16 protein-coding genes, 1 pseudogene and 1 CRISPR repeat array are annotated in these 15473 nt (G+C 57.9%); of the genes and pseudogenes, 9 read left to right on the top strand and 8 right to left on the bottom strand.

Features of this window, described 5'->3' with window-relative positions; genetic code table 11:
• Positions 1-4 precede the first annotated feature (4 nt).
• Positions 5-409 (bottom strand): acyl-CoA thioesterase, encoded by a 405-nt coding sequence (locus tag V3W49_RS06385; RefSeq protein ID WP_500144428.1) that lies wholly within the window; start codon positions 407-409, stop codon positions 5-7.
• A 222-nt stretch (positions 410-631) separates the two neighbouring features.
• Here V3W49_RS06385 and V3W49_RS06380 point away from each other — a divergent pair, with 222 nt between their 5' ends.
• From V3W49_RS06380 to V3W49_RS06360, 5 genes are all read left to right on the top strand, one after another.
• Positions 632-2017 carry a cytochrome ubiquinol oxidase subunit I gene (locus V3W49_RS06380; RefSeq protein WP_500144427.1) on the top strand — a complete coding sequence of 462 codons (1386 nt, stop codon included), beginning with the start codon at positions 632-634 and terminating at the stop codon, positions 2015-2017.
• On the top strand, positions 2017-3027 hold the full coding sequence (gene cydB, locus V3W49_RS06375) for a cytochrome d ubiquinol oxidase subunit II (protein WP_500144426.1): 1011 nt from the start codon (positions 2017-2019) through the stop codon (positions 3025-3027). The genes V3W49_RS06380 and cydB overlap by 1 nt, the downstream gene beginning before the upstream one ends.
• Positions 3027-3158: a DUF2474 domain-containing protein gene (locus tag V3W49_RS06370; RefSeq protein ID WP_500144425.1), complete on the top strand. Its 132-nt coding sequence runs from the start codon at positions 3027-3029 to the stop codon at positions 3156-3158. The genes cydB and V3W49_RS06370 overlap by 1 nt, the downstream gene beginning before the upstream one ends.
• A 121-nt stretch (positions 3159-3279) precedes the next feature.
• Complete coding sequence (locus V3W49_RS06365; protein ID WP_500144424.1) at positions 3280-3846, top strand: TetR/AcrR family transcriptional regulator; 567 nt, start codon at positions 3280-3282, stop codon at positions 3844-3846.
• On the top strand, positions 3843-4169 hold the full coding sequence (locus tag V3W49_RS06360; RefSeq protein WP_500144423.1) for an SMR family transporter: 327 nt from the start codon (positions 3843-3845) through the stop codon (positions 4167-4169). The genes V3W49_RS06365 and V3W49_RS06360 overlap by 4 nt, the downstream gene beginning before the upstream one ends.
• Positions 4170-4190: 21 nt before the next feature.
• Here the strand turns inward: V3W49_RS06360 and V3W49_RS06355 are convergent, their stop codons facing one another.
• Positions 4191-6146, bottom strand: a complete 1956-nt coding sequence (locus tag V3W49_RS06355; protein ID WP_500144579.1) for a peptidase U32 family protein — start codon at positions 6144-6146, stop codon at positions 4191-4193.
• A 356-nt stretch (positions 6147-6502) separates the two neighbouring features.
• On the opposite strand from V3W49_RS06355, the gene V3W49_RS06350 reads away from it, so the two are divergent.
• Positions 6503-7198, top strand: coding sequence for a hypothetical protein (locus V3W49_RS06350; RefSeq protein ID WP_500144422.1), 696 nt, complete (start codon positions 6503-6505; stop codon positions 7196-7198).
• A gap of 124 nt (positions 7199-7322) precedes the next feature.
• On the opposite strand, the gene V3W49_RS06345 is transcribed toward V3W49_RS06350, so the two are convergent.
• Positions 7323-7877 carry a helix-turn-helix domain-containing protein gene (locus V3W49_RS06345; RefSeq protein WP_500144420.1) on the bottom strand — a complete coding sequence of 185 codons (555 nt, stop codon included), beginning with the start codon at positions 7875-7877 and terminating at the stop codon, positions 7323-7325.
• A gap of 99 nt (positions 7878-7976) precedes the next feature.
• On the opposite strand from V3W49_RS06345, the gene V3W49_RS06340 reads away from it, so the two are divergent.
• Complete coding sequence (locus V3W49_RS06340) at positions 7977-9146, top strand: benzoate/H(+) symporter BenE family transporter (protein WP_500144419.1); 1170 nt, start codon at positions 7977-7979, stop codon at positions 9144-9146.
• Here V3W49_RS06340 and V3W49_RS06335 read toward each other — a convergent pair.
• A pseudogene (locus V3W49_RS06335) lies at positions 9126-9455 on the bottom strand (helix-turn-helix domain-containing protein); the annotation flags it as partial. The gene V3W49_RS06340 and the pseudogene V3W49_RS06335 sit on opposite strands and share 21 nt — an antisense overlap.
• Here V3W49_RS06335 and V3W49_RS06330 point away from each other — a divergent pair.
• Positions 9402-10310 (top strand): DMT family transporter, encoded by a 909-nt coding sequence (locus V3W49_RS06330; RefSeq protein ID WP_500144418.1) that lies wholly within the window; start codon positions 9402-9404, stop codon positions 10308-10310. The pseudogene V3W49_RS06335 and the gene V3W49_RS06330 overlap by 54 nt on opposite strands.
• Before the next feature lie 4 nt (positions 10311-10314).
• Here V3W49_RS06330 and V3W49_RS06325 read toward each other — a convergent pair whose 3' ends face one another.
• From V3W49_RS06325 to tehA, 4 genes are all read right to left on the bottom strand, one after another.
• Positions 10315-11400 carry a mechanosensitive ion channel family protein gene (locus V3W49_RS06325; protein ID WP_500144417.1) on the bottom strand — a complete coding sequence of 362 codons (1086 nt, stop codon included), beginning with the start codon at positions 11398-11400 and terminating at the stop codon, positions 10315-10317.
• 98 nt (positions 11401-11498) lie between these two features.
• On the bottom strand, positions 11499-12236 hold the full coding sequence (locus tag V3W49_RS06320; RefSeq protein ID WP_500144416.1) for a carbonic anhydrase family protein: 738 nt from the start codon (positions 12234-12236) through the stop codon (positions 11499-11501).
• 131 nt (positions 12237-12367) lie between these two features.
• Entirely contained in the window at positions 12368-12961 is a 594-nt protein-coding gene (gene tehB, locus V3W49_RS06315) for a tellurite resistance methyltransferase TehB (RefSeq protein ID WP_500144414.1), read from the bottom strand.
• The gene (gene tehA, locus V3W49_RS06310) at positions 12958-13962 is read right to left on the bottom strand and encodes a dicarboxylate transporter/tellurite-resistance protein TehA (protein ID WP_500144413.1); all 1005 of its coding nucleotides are present in this window, start codon (positions 13960-13962) and stop codon (positions 12958-12960) included. The genes tehB and tehA overlap by 4 nt, the downstream gene beginning before the upstream one ends.
• 121 nt (positions 13963-14083) lie before the next feature.
• On the opposite strand from tehA, the gene ydcK reads away from it, so the two are divergent.
• On the top strand, positions 14084-15061 hold the full coding sequence (gene ydcK / locus V3W49_RS06305; RefSeq protein WP_500144412.1) for a YdcK family protein: 978 nt from the start codon (positions 14084-14086) through the stop codon (positions 15059-15061).
• A gap of 5 nt (positions 15062-15066) precedes the next feature.
• A CRISPR array of direct repeats spans positions 15067-15394; the repeat unit is 28 nt; unit sequence TTTCTAAGCTGCCTGTACGGCAGTGAAC.
• Positions 15395-15473: the final 79 nt, after the last annotated feature.

The following is a 15473-nucleotide window of genomic DNA, read 5'->3' as shown; positions in this document are numbered from 1 at the left end:
GGCATTAGCTAAACAGCGGGGTCGGATTGCCGTCATCATCAATGGCGACAAAGTTAAACTGGCCGTTGATCACCTGTTCGCGCCCTTCGGCGTACATATCTTCCAGCCAGACGGTCACCGTAACGGTCAGGCTGGTATTGCCGACCCGGGTGACTTCCCCCACCATTTCGATAATCGAACCGGAGGGAATGGGATTCTGGAAGTTGATTTTCTCGGTAGAGACGGTGACCAGCCGCTTGCGGCAAAAACGGGTGGCGGTAACGAACGACACCTCATCCATCCACGACAGGGCCGTGCCGCCAAACAGCGTGGAGTGATGGTTAATGGTGGTGGGAAACACCACTTTCGCCACGCTGGTGCGCGATAGGCGAATCTGTGCGTCGATACTCTTTTGATCCCGTTGGTTCATTGCTGTTTCTCTGGTTATTGATGCTGAGTGCCTGGGATTATAACAAAGCTGTAACTTTACCGTCGCCGTGGTTTTTCCCGTTTTGTGCGGGTTTTATATCAGTTGTCACTTAACATGCCATTTTTATAAACTGTTATAGTTAAAAATGACGTTTCTGTTTCTGCCCCGACCGTCATAGCCCGCGTACCATGACGCTACCCATTTCCGCTACGAGGTTACGTCATGTTGGGTTTAGACGCCTTTCATCTGGCGCGTATACAGTTTGCCTTTACGGTCTCTTTTCACATTATCTTTCCGGCTATCACCATTGGCCTGGCCAGCTACCTGGCCGTGCTTGAAGGGCTGTGGCTGAAAAGCCGCAATCCGGTCTGGCGTTCGCTCTACCAGTTCTGGTCCGGAATTTTCGCCGTTAACTTTGGAATGGGCGTCGTTTCCGGGCTGGTGATGGCTTACCAGTTCGGAACTAACTGGAGCGGTTTTTCCCAGTTCGCCGGTAGTATTACCGGCCCGCTGCTCACCTATGAAGTACTGACCGCCTTCTTTCTTGAGGCCGGCTTTCTGGGCGTGATGCTGTTCGGCTGGAACCGGGTGGGTCCGGGGCTGCATTTTTTCGCCACCTGTATGGTGGCGCTGGGCACCCTGTTTTCTACCTTCTGGATCCTCGCCTCCAGTAGCTGGATGCATACGCCGCAGGGTTTTGAAATCCAGAACGGTCAGGCAGTGCCGGTCGACTGGCTGGCGGTGATCTTTAATCCATCATTCCCGTACCGGCTGCTGCATATGACCGTAGCCGCCTTTCTGAGCAGCGCCCTCTTCATTGGCGCTTCGGCGGCCTGGCATCTGCTGCGCGGCAACAGCACGCCTGCGATACGCGCCATGTTCTCGATGGCGCTGTGGATGACGCTTGTCATGGCGCCGGCTCAGGCGCTGATTGGCGATATGCACGGGCTCAATACCCTGGCGCATCAGCCTGCCAAAATCGCGGCCATCGAAGGGCACTGGGAAAACCGGCCCGGCCAGCCCACGCCGCTGCTGCTGGTCGGCTGGCCGGATATGGAGGCGGAACAAACCCGCTTTGCACTGGGTATTCCGGCGCTGGGCAGCCTGATCCTGACTCACAGCCTGGATAAGCAGGTGCCGGCGCTGAAGAGCTTTCCGCCGGAGGATCGCCCCAACGCCACCATCGTTTTCTGGTCGTTTCGCCTGATGGTGGGGCTGGGCGTGCTGACGATCGCGCTGGCCGTTATCGCCCTCTGGCTAAGGGGCCGCAACCGCCTCTACACCCACCGGGCGTTTTTACGCTTTGCGCTGGTTATGGGGCCTTCCGGTCTGGTCGCCATTCTGGCTGGCTGGGTGACTACAGAGGTAGGCCGCCAGCCGTGGATAATCTATGGATTACAGCGCACCCGGGACGCGGTTTCCGCCCACGGAACGCTGCAAATGAGCCTCAGTTTGCTGTGCTTTATCGTGGTCTACGGCGCGGTATTCGGCCTGGGATACGCCTATATGATGCGCCTGATCGGCAAAGGGCCGAAAGACGATGACAGCACGCCGGCGAACGGCACTCCCTCCCGCCCCCTTTCCGCCATTTCACAGGAGACAAACTAATGGGGATCGATCTGTCGCTTATCTGGTTTGTCATTATTATCTTCGCCACCCTGATGTACATCGTGATGGACGGCTTCGATTTAGGGATCGGCATTCTGTTTACGGTGATTCGTGACCCCGACGATCGGGATGTCATGGTCAACAGCGTGGCCCCGGTCTGGGACGGCAATGAAACCTGGCTGGTGCTGGGAGGCGCCGGGCTGTTTGGCGCCTTCCCGCTGGCCTATGCGGTGATTGTCGACGCCCTGACCCTGCCCCTTACCCTGATGCTGCTCGGGCTTATCTTCCGCGGTGTGGCATTTGAATTTCGCTTTAAGGCCACCCCGGGGCATCGCCCGTTCTGGGATCGCGCCTTTCTGGCCGGCTCTCTGGCGGCGACCTTTTTCCAGGGCGTGGTGGTCGGCGCCGTTATTGAAGGTTTTCCGGTGGCGGATCGCGCCTTCGCCGGAAAGCCGCTGGACTGGTTCACTCCGTTTAATCTGTTCTGCGGGGCCGGGCTGACCGTCGCCTGGTCGCTGTTAGGCGCCAGCTGGCTGATTCTGAAGAGCGAAGGTTCGCTACAGAGCGCTATGCGACGCTATGTCCGACCGCTGCTGCTGGCGCTGCTGGGGGTTATCGCCATCATCAGCCTGTGGACGCCACTGAATCATCCGGCCATTGCCGAACGCTGGTTTTCGCTGCCCAATCTCTGGTACCTGGCGCCCGTTCCGGCACTGGTGCTGCTGTTCAGCGCGCTGCTCTGGCGCTATGCGGCCGATCCCCGTAGCCATCATCTTCCCTTCGTCTTTACGCTGGGACTAATATTTCTGGGTTTCAGCGGTCTGGGTATCAGTATCTGGCTCTATATTATTCCCCCTTCCATCACGCTGTGGCAGGCGGCGGCCCCCGCCGCCAGTCAGGGTTTTATGCTGGTCGGCGCGCTGCTGATTATCCCTGTGATTCTGGGCTATACCGCATGGAGTTATCTGGTTTTCCGCGGCAAAGTGCGTCACGGCGAGGGATATCACTGATGAATAATCCTCTGCCTTTATGGAAACGTCTGCCGTGGCTGGTCGCTATCTGGGGGGCCAGCGTCATGGCACTGGGCGCGGTGAGTCTGGCGCTGCGCCTGTTCATGAGCGCGGCCGGGCTGAAAAGCTAAGCAGGCAGACCGGCTCCAGTGAGCCGGTCTGCCTGAACCGGCAATTTTCGCGCTTCCCGGGCTTGCCGCCCTTTCTCCGTTCAGGCAAAATAAAACAATCCATCCAGACGGATTGTAATTTATGAGCAACGCCCATCATCGAGCCAAAGCCCCTGAGACTGTGCGCCAGCAGCTGCTGGACAGCGCGGCGCAGATCATCGCCACCCGGGGTCTGCCGGCCCTTACCCTGGACAAAGTGGTGAAAGAGAGCGGCATCAGCAAAGGTGGACTACAGCACCATTTCGCCACCCGTCAGGCGCTGGTGGACGGAGTGTTTAAAACCCTGCAAGAGCAGATGCGCGCGGAAATAGACCAGGAAATGGCGCGCGAACCCCAGATGCAGGGCCGCGCCACCCGGGCCTATATTCGCGCCTGCGCCCGCCTGATGCCCGATCGCGAGCAGGAGATGAACCGGGCGCTAATGGCCGCCATGATGGCCGATCCCCGGCTGCGCGGCGAATGGGCGGAATTCATTAACCAGCTGCCGCAGGACGCGGGCGACGAGGCCATTAGCCGCCAGCGTCTGCTGTGCCGACTGGCGGCTGACGGAATGTGGTTCGCCGCCCTGTGCGGCTGCCACAGTCAGGCGCCGGAACAGCGACGCTGGATTGTCGAACGATTATTAGAGCTTGCGGAGCGCGTGAAATGACCTGGACGCTGTTAGCCATTGCTATTATTTGCGAAGTGATCGCCACTACCGCCCTGAAACTGTCGGACAGTTTTACCCGACTGGTGCCAGGCGTGGCGACGGTAGTGTTCTACGGGCTGGCCTTTTACTGCCTGACCTTCACCATGCGCGCCCTGCCTACCGGCGTGATCTACGCCATCTGGTCAGGGGCAGGCGTTGTGCTGATGGGTTTGATCGGCTGGCTGTTTCTGGGCCAGAAGCTGGACTGGCCGGCGATTATCGGTATGGGACTGATTATCGCCGGCGTGCTGGTGATTAACCTGTTCTCTTCCGTCGAGCACTAATGCTCCTGCCCCTCTGCCCGCTCAACGCTTGCCGGGCAGGGTTTTCAGCAGCTCTTCCGGTGAAATAGAACCGACCACGCTGCCCGGCAGCGGCATCTTCAGAATGTGATTCCTGATCTTGCCAATGACGTGCATCTCGCAGGGCTTACAGTTAAATTCCAGCCGCAGGACTTCGTCCTGATGCACCAGCTGCATCGGGGTGGCGCGAATCCCCTTCACTCCTTTAGCCTGCTTCGGGCACAGATTAAAGGCGTAGCGCAGGCAGTGTTTGGTAATCATCACCGGCACTTCGCCTTTTTCCTGATGCGCCTCGTAGGCGGCATCGATTAGCGTGACACCGTGGCGCTGATAGAACTGGCGGGCGCTGGCGTTATACACGTTCGCCAGGAAGCTCAACTGCTGTTCCGGAAAGGTCGGCGCAGGTTCAGCGGCCGGTTTGCGGGTGGCGCGCTGATAGGCGGCCAGCCGCGCTTCAGTCAGTTGCTCCAGGGTTTCACGCCGCAGCTGATTCAGCAGACTATTAGGCACGAACGGTAGCTCGCCCTGTAGCAGCGTCACTTCCCGGGCGCGATAGCAGGTCTGGCCCAGCTTGCTTAGCCCGGCACGCAGGCTTTCATAAGCGCGCGCCGGATCTTTTGCCGGGGCGAACTCCCCGTTCAGGCTGTGGCTCACCGCGATCCCGGTTTCACAGCGAGCGGTCAGCGTCAGGGTTCCGGCATCGCCGCTCAGGGTCAGATCCACCGCGATCCGCCGTTCGGCGGATGGCTTAAGCAGCGCCTGCTGCCACTGATGATCGAGGTTACGATTAATCGGCTGCGGCAGACGCAGCTTGCGCAAAGCTTCCGGCAGCCCATTGGGCCAGACCCGATAGCGGCCAGGCGCGGTCTGCTGCACCTTGTTAATCTGAAAGCCCACCACTTCGCGCTTCACCTGCACGTTCAGCCCGTCACCGTTGGTCAGCGGCGCATCGCCCTGCACTTCCAGCCAGTCCGGCCCCAGGTTAACCAGTTCGCCCACCGGCAGTCCGACAAAGGTCGGGGTATCAAAAGCGCCGATATCCCCTTTACGGCCGTTGGCGAAGTAGTCGGTACTGCCGCGATGAAAGGTTTTATCCGGCGACGGTGCGAAAAAGTGCCGACTGCGGCCATCGGAGGCCCGGGCCAGATCGCTGCGCCCTTCCAGAATGGCGTCCAGCTGCTGGCGATAGTAAGCCGTAATATTTTTCACATAGCTCATATCCTTGTAACGTCCCTCAATCTTGAAGGAACGCACGCCCGCATCGATAAGCAGAGACAGATTGGCGCTCTGATTATTGTCTTTCATCGACAGCAGATGCTTTTCGTAAGCCACCACCCGCCCCTGGTCGTCCTTCAGGGTATAAGGCAGGCGGCAGGCCTGGGAACAGTCGCCGCGGTTAGCGCTGCGCCCGGTCTGAGCATGAGAGATGTAGCACTGGCCGGAATAGGCCACGCACAGGGCGCCGTGAATAAAGTACTCCAGGGTGGCGTCCACCTGCTGATGTACCGCCTGAATCTGCGGCAGACTCAGCTCTCTGGCCAGCACCAACTGGGAAAAGCCCACTTCAGAAAGGAATTTCGCTTTCTCCGCCGATCGGATATCGCACTGGGTGCTGGCGTGAAGATCGATGGGCGGAATATCCAGTTCCAGAATCCCCATATCCTGAATAATCAGCGCGTCCACTCCGGCGTTCCACAGCGAGTGAATCAGCCGCCGCGCCGGCTCCAGTTCGTTATCGTGCAGGATGGTATTCAGGGTGACGAACACCTTCGCGCCAAAGCCGTGGGCGAAAGGCACCAGCTCTGCAATGTCGCGCAGGCTGTTGCCGGCATTATGGCGGGCGCCAAAACCGGGGCCGCCGATATAGACGGCGTCGGCGCCATGCAAGATGGCTTCGCGGGCGATGCCCGTATCGCGGGCCGGGCTAAGCAGTTCGAGTTGGTTGGGGTGCAGGCGCATGGCGCAAATCCGGTTGTCGATAAAATGGCGGCTATTGTAGTCACAGGCGGGCGGAATCCAAATAGTTTCCTGCATAGATGTACGACTACAATATCGGGTACGACACCTTATATAGAGACAATGGACACGGGAATATGTTAATTTTATGTATTAGCCTAATTTTGCTTATGTAAATAACCGTCGTTAACTATGGTACAACCCGATGACATCTTCTGGACAGCTCTCTGATAATCTTCCCGATTATAATATCGCCCGTACATTAGGCCTTATTCCAAAAAATGATTTTGACTTTGCATCACTGGCTAATCAATTAGACTGTTCACGTAACTTTTACCAGGCCGGAATCATTTACTCAGATGGCCAACGTCGCTGGCTGGTTCGTCCTTCGAAGCGCATTGCATCTCCGAATATGCAATCATTTTCATTTGCAGAGAGTTATTAGTACGGTGATGGCAGATTATATAAAAAAAAGCATTAAGTTAGGGTTTGATATCGAGAAAAAACTAAAATCAGATCCACCTCAATATTTTGAAACCATCAAGGATTACCTGAAAGAAAAAATGGGGGCGCCGGTGGGTCTGCATACCCGTGGTATCCCATTAATCTTCAGTACTCTTTTCGCTCTTCTCAGCTTTTCCATACCGCAGTTATCTATCTGGGATATGGTTTTTCGCTGGATGAGCTGGCCACAATATACTGTTTTTACAGGAATAATAGCAGCAGGACTGGTTTATTGCTTGCTAATTTTCCCATCGATGACTCTCGTTGCCAGGGGCAATTTAGCAGCATTAAAGTTTTATCTTTTGCTGATTTTATTCACTGCAATACTGGCGACGTTATATTTGTTATACACTGTTATTGCATTGACGCTCGGAATTGAAAACCATACGGGATTTCTGATTGGTGCTATCATGGCTTGTATTTTTATCCTCATTAGCTACCGATTTCTTAATAGCCGGGCATGGGTTAAAACAATGGCATTTTATTTACATAATCGCGTGTGGCGCCTACAGCTCAAGCATCATAACCAGACGTTAGTTAAACGGAAGTAGTGATGTAATCCATTACCGGAGACTGAATACCACGCAGTATTGCGATACTGAAAGAGGATACCCTTCTGTCAGGGCATCCTCTTTATCAGGAGCAAACTCTCTCCACAGAAAGCTTTCCAGTGCTTTACTTATAACCTGCCCTTTCTTCTTCCTGCGGATAATGAATCAACGAATGAAACAGGCAGGCGCCCGACCTGTCGTTGCGGTAGCTGTGAGGGCGATCGCCGGCGAAGCGCAGTCCCTGGCCGGCTGCCAGGGTGCGCCAGCCGTCATCGGTCTGTAGCGCCAGTTCCCCTTCTATCACCACCACGTGTTCCACCACGCCCTGTTCATGAGGTGAGGAGTGGCTGGCTGTCCCCGGCGCCAGGGTAATGGCGAACAGATCGAAACGCAGCTGTTCGTCCCAGGGAAACAGCGGCACCACCACCATGGCGCGGTCTCCGGCGTCGTAGCCGGGGTGTCCGGCAATCGGTTGAGGCTCAATAAAAGCAGAAAACGGTACCTGAAAGCCGGTGGCGATTTTCCACAGGGTCGCCACCGTCGGGCTGGATTCGCCGCGTTCGATCTGCCCCAGCATCGCTTTCGATACCCCGGTATTTTCGGCGGTCTGGCTCAGACTCCAGCCGCGAGCCTGACGTAACTGGCGCAGCGTGGCAGCCAGGTGAGAGGCTATATCCATCAAATTCTCCTTGCTTATTCACCGTGAAGTATAGCGCCTTGTGCGCTATAACGCACGATGCTATATTCACCGAACGCTATAACGCACAAGGAGAGCGACATGCGCCAGGCGATCCCCTTTCCCCCTTCGGTGCCGGTGGCCGGTTTGGTGGCCGTGCTGGTAGGTTATGCCAGTTCCGCGGCCATTATCTGGCAGGCGGCTTCCGCCGCGGGCGCCACCAACGCTCAGGTGGCAGGCTGGATGACCATGCTGGGGCTGGCGATGGGGCTTAGCACCCTGCTGCTGAGCCTGCGCTGGCGGGCGCCGGTACTGACAGCCTGGTCGACGCCTGGCGCAGCGCTGCTGGTGACCAGCCTGCCGGGCCACACCCTGGGGGAAGCCACCGGCGTCTTTATCTTCTGTGGCGCGCTGGTGACGCTGTGTGGCGTCACCGGTCTGTTCGCCCGCCTGATGAGGATTTTGCCCCACGGCCTGTGCGCCGCCATGCTGGCGGGTATTCTGCTGCGTTTCGGGCTGGAAGCCTTCGGCGCCCTGGCGGACAACGGTCTGCTGTGCGGCGTGATGCTGGCCGCCTGGCTGCTGGTACGGGCGCTGGCGCCGCGCTATGCCGTGATTGCCGCGCTGCTCGCCGGTCTGATGGTCGCCTTCGCCGACCATCAGTACCAGCAGGGGCTGACGTTACCGCTGTTTGTCACGCCGGGCTTTACCCTGCCACAGTTTACCCTTTCCAGCCTGATTGGCGTGGGGGTGCCTTATTTTCTGGTGACCATGGCGTCCCAGAACGCGCCGGGGCTGGCCACGCTGAAGGCCTCCGGCTATCAGGTTCCCACCTCGCCACTGCTCTCAGTGACCGGCCTGTTTACCCTGGCGCTGGCGCCGTTTGGCGCCTTTTCGGTGGCGATTGCCGCTATTACCGCCTCCATCTGCCAGGGGGAAGAGGCCCATCCGGAGCCCACCCAGCGCTGGCAGGCCGCCTGCGCCGCAGGCATATTCTATCTGCTGGCCGGTCTGGCGGGAGGCGGGATTGTCAATCTGATGACCGCCCTGCCGGACGCCTGGATCAAAATGCTGGCGGGGCTGGCGCTGCTGGGCGCACTGAGCGGCAGCCTGCACCAGGCGCTGGATGACGTGAATCAGCGCGACGCGGCCATCGTCACCTTTCTGATAGTGGCGTCCGGGGTGACGCTGTGGGGAGTCGGCTCCGCCTTCTGGGGGTTAGTCGGCGGCGGTCTGTGTCATGCGGTGCTGTCAGCGGCTCGCCGCCCGTAGCTGAGACGCAGTGGCGCCAAAGGCCGCGCGAAAGCGGTTGCTGAAATGGCTGGCGGAACTGAATCCGCAGCTCAGGGCTATCTCGGTCAGCGGCAGACCACTGTTGCGCACCAGCTGTTCGGCCCGTAGCAGACGGCGCTGCATCACATAACGGTGTGGCGCCATGCCCAGCGAACGGCTGAACATACGCGCGAAGTGAAACTCGCTAAGATCCGCCTCCCGGGCCAGCATCGCCAGGGTGATAGTTTGCCCCAGATGCGCCTCGATCCACGCGTCCACGCGACGCAGCACCGCTGGCGCCAGCCCGCCACCTGGATAGCCATTGTGATGCAGCTTGGGACGACGGCTATCGCCGTCTCAATCTTCTGGCGTTTCGCTATCGCGGCGCTGGTGATGACGCTTATCGCGAAGCTATGCGGTCGCCTGCATCGCCTGACGCTGCGCGACCAGCTGTTGTGCCTGATACAGGGCTGCTGCGTGTTTAGCTTTAATTTTGTTTGCTTCTATCACGCCGCTCAATGGATTAACAGCGGACTGGAGTCGGTGATTTTTTCGATGGCGGTACTGTTTAACGCCATTAACAGCTTTCTGTTTTTTAAAATTCGTCCGCCGGTCAGCTTCTTTCCGGCAGCGCTGCTGGGCATTGCCGGTATCGTCCTGCTGTTCTGGCGCGATCTAACGGCAACCCGTATCGAGCCCCGACTGTTTATCGGTATCGGATTGAGCGCGTTGGGCACGCTGGGTTTTTCGTTGGGCAATATGATTAGTCTGCGCCACCAGCGGCGCGGCCTGGATATCCTGACCACCAACAGCCAGGCGATGCTGTATGGGGCGCTGGTGATGGGGACACTGGCGTTAAGCCAGGGGGCGAATTTTATGCCGCCACTGTCGGCGCGCTATCTGGGCTCCCTGCTCTATCTGGCCCTGTTTGGTTCGGTTATCGCTTTTGTCGCTTACTTTACGCTGGTCAGTCACATCGGCGCCGGTCAGGCGGCTTACAGCACCCTGCTGTTTCCGCTGGTGGCGCTGGCTATTTCCACCCTCTACGAAGGCTACGTCTGGCACCCCAGCGCGGTTGCCGGTCTGCTGCTGATTCTGACCGGCAACCTGGTGATGTTCGCCCGGCCGCAGCGTCCGCTGTTCAGGCGCCGCGGCGCGGCATAATGGTTCAGGCGGCCGCCTCACGCGGCCCCTGTGAATCCACCACCACAATACTCGGCAGCGCCAGTCGGATATCGTTTTGCGCCAGTTGCTCAATCAGCCTGATATTGATCTCCTGCTGAATATCCATATAGCGGTTATAGTCGGCGGTACTGACGATATGCACCACTTCGAAGGTCAGACGATCGCTTTCAAACCCCAGCAGATGGGCGCGATCGAAGGTGGTTTCGCCTACATCGGTCACAATCTGCCGCACTATGTCGCCGATTTTACGCAGCTTTTCCGGCGGCGTGGACAGCGCCACGCCAAAGGAAAAGACGATGCGCCGGGTCTGCATCCGCTTGTAGTTATGGATGATTTGCTGCAACAGAATGGCGTTTCCGCAGACGATCTGCTCGCCGCTCAGACTGCGAATGCGGGTGGTTTTCAGACCGATATGCTCAATGGTACCGGCCACATCGTTGAACACAATGAAGTCGCCAATCTCGAACGGCTTATCAAAGCCGATGGAAAGCGAAGCGAAAACGTCGCTCAGCACGGTCTGCACCGCCAGCGCGATGGCGATACCGCCCACCCCAAGGCTTGCCACCAGCGCGGTGATGTCCACACCGGCGTTAGCCAGAATTGACAGCAGCATCATCGACCAGACGATCGCCCGCAGAATCACCCCCAGAATCACCAGCGTCACCGGATTCTTGCGGGTGCCCGGGGTGAACATAACGTGATGCAGCCAGGACTGTACCGCCTGATCCAGCCAGATGGCGACCTGTAGCGCCAGCACCAGGAACCACGCGTGACTCAGCGTACTGGCAAGGTTTTCCGGCAGCGAGACAAAGCGCAGGCTTATCAGGAAGGCGACCACAAACATCAGCAGTTTGTTGGTCTTGTTCAGCACGTCGAACAGCAGATAACGGTAGTCGCGGGCGGTGGTGCGCGCCTCTCCCCAGGACTGGATAGTGCGATGCACCAGGGCCAGCAGCCGGTTGATCAACCAGTAGACGACGAGCGTGACCAGCACCACGGTCGCCACGCCTACCCAAAACGATGTCGACATCAGCAGCGGCAGTATATTTATCTTATCGATGAACGTCATCCGGCCTCCTTTGATGGTTGCAAAACGATCAAGTATAGCCATTGTGCTATGAGGCGGGTGCGGCAGCGTCGGGCCGTAAAGCGCCCGACGCCCGGGCGTCAGCTAAAGAAGTCGACTCCTCCCCCTTCCAGGCTGTACATCGCCCCAAGAATGACAATATCACCTTTATTTTCCATTTCGGATAATACCGAACTGCGATGGCGAATCTGCTCAATCGTTAGCGCTACGTGAGTTCGCGCCACGGCATTGACAAACCCCGGGTTGTCGGCGCGGCGTTCACCTTCCCAGCGCGTGTTTTCCACCGCGGGTCGTATCGCCTGCACCAGCGCGGTCAGATGGCCCAGCTTAACGCCGTCGATCGCGCCCTTGATGGCGCCGCATGAGGTGTGCCCCATGACCAACACCACTTTCGCGCCTGACACCGTGCAGGCATACTCCAGGCTGCCCAGAATGTCGTCGTTCTGGCCATTTCCCGCGACTCTGGCGTTAAAAATCTCACCAATGCCGGTGTCCAGTACAATTTCCGCCGGAACCCGGGAATCAATGCAGCTCAGAACTACCGTAGAGGGATACTGGCCCGCCGTACTGGTGCGTTGTTGGTCCAGATAATCATGGTGCAGCATCGCGCCGTTCCGGAATCGCAGATTGCCCTGACGCAGGCCCTCGACAATCTCGGCTGGCGTCATGGCGTCACGCTGCGCTTTGGTCATTGCGGCGGCAAGGCTCACCGCTGGCGCAGTTAATCCGACAATACCGGTTACTGCCAGCGCGGAAACGGCGGCGCTGCGTTTAAAAAACTGACGGCGGCTTGAGTTAAGGGGGATTGGATAACGCATAAGCACTCTCCTTAGTTGTGATGCGCCATGCATCACTGCACGGCGTCGCATGATGTTACCGTGCGACGCCGTGTCGAATTAAACAGGCCACGAAGAAGAGTCAAAGAATGCGGAGAGTATCACGCCTGCTATCAGGATTTTCTTGCCAGCATGGTGGCGAAACGCAGCTTAATTCGATTGCCGTTAGCGTCGGTGCGATGCAGTTCTCCGACATCCTCATTGTATTTCACCAGCTCCCAGCCTTCGTAGTAACGGCTGAGTTCACCCTGGCGGAAGGCAAAGGGAAAGTCGACGGTACAGGGATAGTCGTCGGTATCCATGGCCGCGACGATCAGGTTATAACCGCCAGGGCGAGTGGCCGCCTTCATGCTGCCAATCAGTCCGGGAATGGTTTCCGGCGCCAGGAACATCAGCACCACGGTAGAAAGGATGAAATCGTACTCGCCGTCGAAGGTCAGCCCGTTCAGATCGACAACGCTGGCGTTCAGGTTATTCAGCCCCTCTTCCCGGGCGATGCGCCGCACGTTGGCGATACTGGCCGGATTTTTATCCCAGGCGGTAACGTCAAAGCCGCGTGCCGCCAGGTAGAGGCTGTTGCGGCCATTACCGCAGCCCGCGTCCAGCGTGCGGCCCGGGGCGACCCACTGCATGGCGTTCAGCACTTCCGAGTGCGTGCGAGTCAGGCCATATTTGTCGGTAAAGTAATTGTCATCACGCTGAATCATGAGAGCTCCTTGTTGTAGAGTAGTGCGGGATGCGATTCACGAAGCAACAGTTTACCCTGGCACAGCAGGATCAGGGTCTGAAACATCAGCAGCCCGATAATCAGGTTAGAGAAAATAAACAGCGGTATCGCCAGCCAGTGAAATACGCCATCCGGTTGTTCATGTCCAAAATGCAGCGCGGTGGTCGCCAGCGCCGACAGGCCGAACGAAAAACTCCACAGCGAAGCGCTGAAAGGCCGCGTCAGATACCAGGGCATCAGCCGCAGCATAAACAGCAGTTGCAGCAGACCGTAACCAAACAGCATATGGGCAAAGATATCGCCTTTTCCACCATTAACGCTCAGCCAGGCGCTACAGGCCACCAGCGCCGGTGCCATCTGAATCCCCACCGAACTGCGAACGGCAGACGGGACTTCGCCCGTACTGCGTAAACGCTGCAATATGGCGGGCTCAAGGCTTAGCCAGGAAAACACGCCAGCCCCCAGAAACAGGCTACCTGCTACCGGCCAGCCCAGCGCACCGCAGGCCATGGCGCTAATAAAGTTACAGGCCACCGTAGGCAGATAGAGTCCGGGAGTGGTGGCCTCTGCGGGGTGCGTGCCGCGCCACAAACCGGCGCTCTGCCAGGCGGCATAGCCAAGCTGCGCCGCCACGCCCACGCAAAACAACCCCAGCGCCAGCGGCCGTAGCCAGGGGACGATCCCAATCGCCACCAGCATAGCGGTGGCGGGAAACAGACTGACGAAGCTACTCTTCAGCGGATGGCGAATCTCTTCGCGCACGGTGCTGGTATAGCGCGTGAGCCGCCAAAGAAAACTCAGGCTTAACAGCAGCCAGACCGCGATACCCAACGCCACCAGCGCATCGCTGATACGCGGTGACACCGGCCAGACAGTCGCGGCATAGCGCCAGGCCAACCCCAGGCCCAGAATCCCCAGCACCATACCAAAATAGCTGGCGGGCAGATTCAGGATCTGACGATGAACGGATGAATTCTGCATTTTGTTTAAGACATAAAATGTATTTTAAATGCATTTTATTGGATTTGTCCGTCAAATACTATCCCGCCCGGATTTGCTACCTTTTAAAGAGCGTCGCCGTCTATTCACCCCGGGAGTCGTCATGCAAAAGTTTCGTCTGCTGGAACAAAAGCGCCCGTTCAGTATTATGCAGGGCGATGTCAAATGTACGCTCTGGCTACGCCAGATAGAAGCGATTACCGATTTTGCCGATGTCCGGGCCGGGCAGCGCGGCGGCTGGCTGGAAGAAGAAGAGCTGCTGAGTCAGGCCGGCGACTGCTGGGTTTACGATCAAAACAGCATTCTGTACGGCGGCGCCTGGGTCAACCATAACGCCCGCATCACCGGCGAATGCGTTATCGGTCAGGGAGCGATTATCGACGGCAACGCGCTGGTGGACGCCTCTCATATTACCCATCATGCCCATGTCGGCGATCGGGCCACGGTACGCGCCAGCCAGGTCAGCGGCCAGTGCCGGATTAGCGACGTTGCCCGGATCAGCGACTGTCAGGTCATCGCCCGCCGCGGGCTAACGGCAGATCGCCACCTGCAGTTACGCATTGCCGATCGCGCCAGCGTTCACGCTTCGCGCATTATGCATCAGGCGCAAATTACCGACAGCGCGCTGGTCAGTTACGCGTTTATTGAACACCGTGCCTGCGTGTGCGGCCATGCGATCATCGAAGGCAATGAAGAGAACGACGTCTGGCTGTGCGATCGGGCCTGGGTCGGCGGTCGGGCGCGTATCCTGGCGGGGCGCGGCGAAGGTCAGAGCCCGACCCTGCGCTACAGCTCGCGGGTCGGCGGCAATGCGCTTATCGAAGGCGAATGTCTGCTCAAACACCGGGTACGGGTGGAAGGCGATGCCGTGCTCACCGGCGGGCCGCTACAGCTTGACGATCGCGTCAGCATCGACGGCCATGCCCGGGTGACGGGCAATGTGCTGATCGAACATCAGGTTCGCCTGACGGATGACGCCAGCGTCGAAGCCCGGGACGATGAAAGCATTCATATTCACGGCGACAAGACCCTGGCAGGCAGTCAGCATATTACCCGAATGCCTTACTACGGCATTTTCTGATTGCTCTTTAAACCTGCCTGTACGGCAGTGAACAACGTTAGCTGCGATATGCACACAATAAACAATTTCTAAGCTGCCTGTACGGCAGTGAACTCATCGTTGTGTGCCGGTTACGGTTCCGGCCATTTCTAAGCTGCCTGTACGGCAGTGAACCGCAGGTCATCACATGCCTGTTTGTATTTCCCTTTCTAAGCTGCCTGTACGGCAGTGAACAGTAGCATGAACGCCCTTTATGGAGCCGATAGTTTCTAAGCTGCCTGTACGGCAGTGAACCATATTTCAGAATGAGGCTTTCGTATCGTCGGTTTCTAAGCTGCCTGTACGGCAGTGAACAGAAACAAAATATCACTATCTATCTGTTATAAAAAGGGTAAATTGCGATTTATGCAATAAACCCCTTTTTTCCGGCGTC

The organism is Rosenbergiella sp. YN46, assembly GCF_036620675.1.
GTDB lineage: Bacteria > Pseudomonadota > Gammaproteobacteria > Enterobacterales > Enterobacteriaceae > Jejubacter.
Note: the sequence above shows the minus strand (reverse complement) of the source record. Positions and strands in the feature narration are given on the sequence as shown.

Bases quoted from the DNA above. Each gene is read 5' to 3' on its own strand.
- V3W49_RS06365 (WP_500144424.1), top strand. From the start codon at position 3,280: ATGAGCAACGCCCATCATCGAGCCAAAGCCCCTGAGACTGTGCGCCAG.
- V3W49_RS06355 (WP_500144579.1), bottom strand. From the start codon at position 6,146: ATGCGCCTGCACCCCAACCAACTCGAACTGCTTAGCCCGGCCCGCGAT.
- V3W49_RS06360 (WP_500144423.1), top strand. From the start codon at position 3,843: ATGACCTGGACGCTGTTAGCCATTGCTATTATTTGCGAAGTGATCGCC.
- cydB (WP_500144426.1), top strand. From the start codon at position 2,017: ATGGGGATCGATCTGTCGCTTATCTGGTTTGTCATTATTATCTTCGCC.
- V3W49_RS06380 (WP_500144427.1), top strand. From the start codon at position 632: ATGTTGGGTTTAGACGCCTTTCATCTGGCGCGTATACAGTTTGCCTTT.
- V3W49_RS06330 (WP_500144418.1), top strand. From the start codon at position 9,402: ATGCGCCTCGATCCACGCGTCCACGCGACGCAGCACCGCTGGCGCCAG.
- tehB (WP_500144414.1), bottom strand. From the start codon at position 12,961: ATGATTCAGCGTGATGACAATTACTTTACCGACAAATATGGCCTGACT.
- V3W49_RS06325 (WP_500144417.1), bottom strand. From the start codon at position 11,400: ATGACGTTCATCGATAAGATAAATATACTGCCGCTGCTGATGTCGACA.
- V3W49_RS06320 (WP_500144416.1), bottom strand. From the start codon at position 12,236: ATGCGTTATCCAATCCCCCTTAACTCAAGCCGCCGTCAGTTTTTTAAA.
- V3W49_RS06370 (WP_500144425.1), top strand. From the start codon at position 3,027: ATGAATAATCCTCTGCCTTTATGGAAACGTCTGCCGTGGCTGGTCGCT.
- V3W49_RS06340 (WP_500144419.1), top strand. From the start codon at position 7,977: ATGCGCCAGGCGATCCCCTTTCCCCCTTCGGTGCCGGTGGCCGGTTTG.
- V3W49_RS06385 (WP_500144428.1), bottom strand. From the start codon at position 409: ATGAACCAACGGGATCAAAAGAGTATCGACGCACAGATTCGCCTATCG.
- V3W49_RS06350 (WP_500144422.1), top strand. From the start codon at position 6,503: ATGGCCAACGTCGCTGGCTGGTTCGTCCTTCGAAGCGCATTGCATCTC.
- ydcK (WP_500144412.1), top strand. From the start codon at position 14,084: ATGCAAAAGTTTCGTCTGCTGGAACAAAAGCGCCCGTTCAGTATTATG.
- V3W49_RS06345 (WP_500144420.1), bottom strand. From the start codon at position 7,877: ATGGATATAGCCTCTCACCTGGCTGCCACGCTGCGCCAGTTACGTCAG.
- tehA (WP_500144413.1), bottom strand. From the start codon at position 13,962: ATGCAGAATTCATCCGTTCATCGTCAGATCCTGAATCTGCCCGCCAGC.